Genomic DNA, 3900 nt, shown 5'->3' on the forward strand with positions numbered 1-3900 from the left:
TGGGGCTCCGCCCCAAACCCCGCCGGGGGGGATAATCCCCCCCGGACCCCCGTATTACCTGAAAGGACAACGGCATGATCCCGTTGTCCGGGAGCTTCGGCATGAAAAGCTATTTCGTCACGGGTGCGGCCGGATTCATCGGACGACGGGTGGTGGCCCAACTGCTGGCACGGGGCGATCGGGTGGTGGCGCAAAGCCGACAGCCTCAATACGACACCCGCCCCGGCATCGCGTGGGTCTGCGCCCCGCTGACCGATATCGCCGGATATCGGCGGCATCTGGAAGGCATCGACGCCGTTATCCATCTGGCGGCGGACGCCCGCTTCGCCAACGGCAGCCACTACGGCCCGGCCAACGTGGCCACCACCGCCGCCCTGTTGCAGGCCTGCGCGGAAGCGGCTCCCGATGCGGCCTTTCTCTTCGTCTCCACCATCGGCGCGGTGGATCGCGCCCCGGCGGATGCCTGCCGCCAGCCGCTGACCGAAGAGTCGGCCTGCCATCCCTGTTCGGATTACGGTCGCTCCAAACGGGACGGGGAGACGCTGGTGCGCAACAGCCCCCTCTCCTGGCGCATCGTGCGTTCCGCCCTGGTGGTGGGCGAGGAGATGCGTCACGATTCCCACGCGGCGGTCTTCATGCGCATGGCGTTGCAGGGCGGACCCCTCTCCCGGCTGGATCTGCCGGGACGGTGGTCCCTGCTGCATGTCGACGATCTGGCGCAAGGTCTGATCCTGGCGGCGGACCATCCCCAAGCGGCGCGACGCACCCTTTTCGCCGCCGGGGAGCCGGTGCGTCTCGGGGAGCTGTTCCGGCTGGGCGCGCCACAGGCCGGACGTTTGCCCATGACCTGGCTGGCGGCGCTGTTGCGGCCTTTTTGCCGCTGGATGCCCTTTCAGGCCAAGGCGCTGCTTTACGATGCCCTGGTGGCCACGGATCTCCCCTTGCAACAGTTGGGTTGGCAACGCACCCTGCGTGGCGAGGCGATGTTGGCGGGGGTCTTGAGGCGGGAGCAGGCCCGTTGCCGGGCGGCGATGCCGCCGGGGGGACTGACCCTGGTCACCGGAGCGGCTTCGGGGTTGGGTTTGGCCTTGAGTCGGCGTCTGGCGGGTATGGGACGTTCCCTGGTGCTGGTGGACAACAATCCGGCGCTGCTGGAGGCGGAGATCTCCTCGGAAGCGCCGGTGATGCGTCGCTTGTGCGATCTCTCCCGGCCCGAGGCGGTGGCGGCCTTGCTGCGGGAGTCGTTCTGGGATCACGATGCCGGGGTGACGGAGCTGTTCGCCTGTGCCGGTTTCGGGGGGCGGGGTCCGGTGGCGCAGTTGGATGGGCAGCGGCAGGCGGCCATGGTGCAGACCAATCTGACCGCCCGTTTGCAACTGGCGCATCGGGTGTTGCCGGGCATGATGACGCGGGGTTTCGGGCGGTTGGTGCTGATCAGTTCGTCGTCGGCCTTTCAGCCGTTGCCGGGCATGACGGTCTATGCGGCCAGCAATGCCGGGGTGCTGTTTTTGGGGGAGGGGCTGGCGGCGGAGACCGCGCCTCGGGGGGTGGAGGTGATCACCGTTTGTCCGGGGGGCATGGCCACGAGTTTTCAGAAGGCGGCGGGGGTCAAGGAGGTGGCCGGCGAGGTATTGATGACGCCGGAAGAGGCGACGGAGCGCATTGTGGCCCAATTGGGGCGGGGCAGTCGCACCCTGATATTCCCGTTCCGCTCCCAGGCCATGGCGTTGCTGGCCCGATTGCTGCCGCGCAGGGTTTCCCTGATGCTGTGGAATCGCCTGATGAACAAACTGAGGTAGAGAAGCCTTTCAATATTTTCCTTTAAAGTATCAAAAAAAGGAAATGTTCTATCCTTTGACTTTTTCTTTTATAATACATATCTCGCAAAGATCTTTCATAAAAGAATTTAAACATAAAGTCAAAGGACAGAACATTTCCTTTTTTTGATACTTTAAAGGAAAAATATTGAAAGGCAAAACCAGCTCATTCAAGAAAGTTGACAACGCATGAATCAGCAAAGTCTTTCCGCCTTCATCTGGTCCGTCGCCGATCTGTTGCGCGGAGACTACAAACAAGCCGAATACGGACGGGTCATCCTGCCCATGACGGTGCTGCGCCGCCTGGATTGTGTGCTGGCCTCCACCAAAGCCGCCGTTCTGGCCGAGTACGCCGAAAAAAAGAGACAGGGCTTGAACCCGGAACCCTTCGTGCTGCGCAAAGCCGGTCAAAGCTTCTACAACGTTTCGCCGATGGACCTGCCCAAACTGACCGGCGATGCCGACCACATCAAAGAGAACCTCTTCGGCTACCTCAACGCCTTCTCCCCCGCCGTGCGGGACGTTTTTGAACGCTTCGAGTTCCACACCCATCTCGAACGTCTGGCCAAAACCGGACTGCTGTACCAGGTGGTGGAGAAATTTTCCGCAATCGACCTGCTCCCGGAATCGGTCAGCAACTACCAGATGGGCCTGGTCTTCGAGGAGCTGATTCGCAAGTTCGCCGAACTCTCCAACGAAACCGCCGGTGAGCATTTCACTCCCCGCGAGGTCATCCGCCTGATGGTCAATCTGCTTTTCATCGAGGATGACCCGGTGCTGGCCACCCCCGGCGTGGTGCGTACCCTCTACGATCCCACCGCCGGCACCGGCGGCATGTTGTCCATCGCCGGAGAGTATCTGGAGGAACGCAACCCGCAGGCCCGGCTGATCGTCTTCGGCCAGGAACTCAACCCGGAATCCTATGCCATCTGCAAAGCCGACATGCTCATCAAAGGGCAGGACGTGAGCAACGTGGTCTTCGGCAACACCCTTTCCGATGACGGCCACCCCCACCGGAAGTTCGACTACATGCTCTCCAATCCCCCCTTCGGGGTGGAGTGGAAAAAGGTGGAACGAGAGGTGCGCCGGGAGCATGAGACTCTGGGATACAGCGGCCGTTTCGGACCGGGACTGCCCCGGGTTTCCGACGGCTCCATGCTGTTTTTGTTGCACCTTGTTTCCAAGATGCGTCCCGTTGCCGATGGCGGCAGTCGCTTCGGCATCGTGCTGAACGGCTCGCCCCTGTTCACCGGCGGCGCGGGTAGCGGGGAGAGCGAAATCCGCCGCCATGTGCTGGAAAACGACCTGCTGGAAGCCATCATCGCCCTGCCCACGGACATGTTCTACAATACCGGGATTTCAACCTACATCTGGATCGTCAGCAACCGCAAACCCGCCCCCCGCAAGGGCAAGGTGCAGTTGATCGATGCCGGGGAGATGTGGCGGAAGATGCGCAAGAGCCTGGGATCCAAGCGCAAGGAGCTTTCCGACGACCACATTGCGGAAATCACCCGCCTGTTCGGTTCGTTCATCGAGGCGAAGCAGGAGGGCAAACCCGTCAGCCGGATATTCGCCAATCGGGATTTCGGCTATCGCACCATCACGGTGGAACGTCCCGAGCGGGATGAATCCGGCAGGATCGTGCTGGGACAGAAAGGCAAACTGAAGGGCAAACCCCAGCCCGACGCCAAACTGCGGGATACCGAAAACGTGCCGCTTGCAGAGGATGTAGAGGCCTATTTCAAACGGGAGGTGCTGCCCCACGCCCCCGACGCCTGGATAGACCACGAAAAGACCAAAATCGGCTACGAAATCCCCTTCAACCGCCATTTCTACGTCTTCCAGCCGCCCCGCCCGCTGGAGGCCATCGACGCGGACCTCAAAGACGTGGTGGGCCGCATCCAGACGATGTTGGCGGAGATTGTGTAATGAAATTTCCACGTTATGCCGAATACAAGGATTCCGGGGTGGAGTGGCTGGGGGAGGTGCCGGGGCATTGGGGGGTTATCGCCCTCAAGAGACTTGGTTCAATTTGTTACGGAATTAGTGAGCCACCTAAGTATCATTTAGAAGGGGTTCCTCT

The 3900-nt window shown here is 61.5% G+C and carries 2 protein-coding genes; both read left to right on the top strand.

The features are described from left to right. Positions 1 to 74: 74 nt before the first annotated feature. Positions 75 to 1799, top strand: a complete 1725-nt coding sequence (locus tag HQL56_18725; GenBank protein ID MBF0311551.1) for an SDR family NAD(P)-dependent oxidoreductase — start codon at positions 75 to 77, stop codon at positions 1797 to 1799. Between the two features lie 207 nt (positions 1800 to 2006). Then, complete coding sequence (locus HQL56_18730; protein ID MBF0311552.1) at positions 2007 to 3746, top strand: SAM-dependent DNA methyltransferase; 1740 nt, start codon at positions 2007 to 2009, stop codon at positions 3744 to 3746. The last annotated feature ends 154 nt before the right edge of the window (positions 3747 to 3900 follow it).

The sequence above is a fragment of the Magnetococcales bacterium genome, assembly GCA_015231925.1.
Classification (GTDB): Bacteria; Pseudomonadota; Magnetococcia; order Magnetococcales; family JADGAQ01; genus JADGAQ01.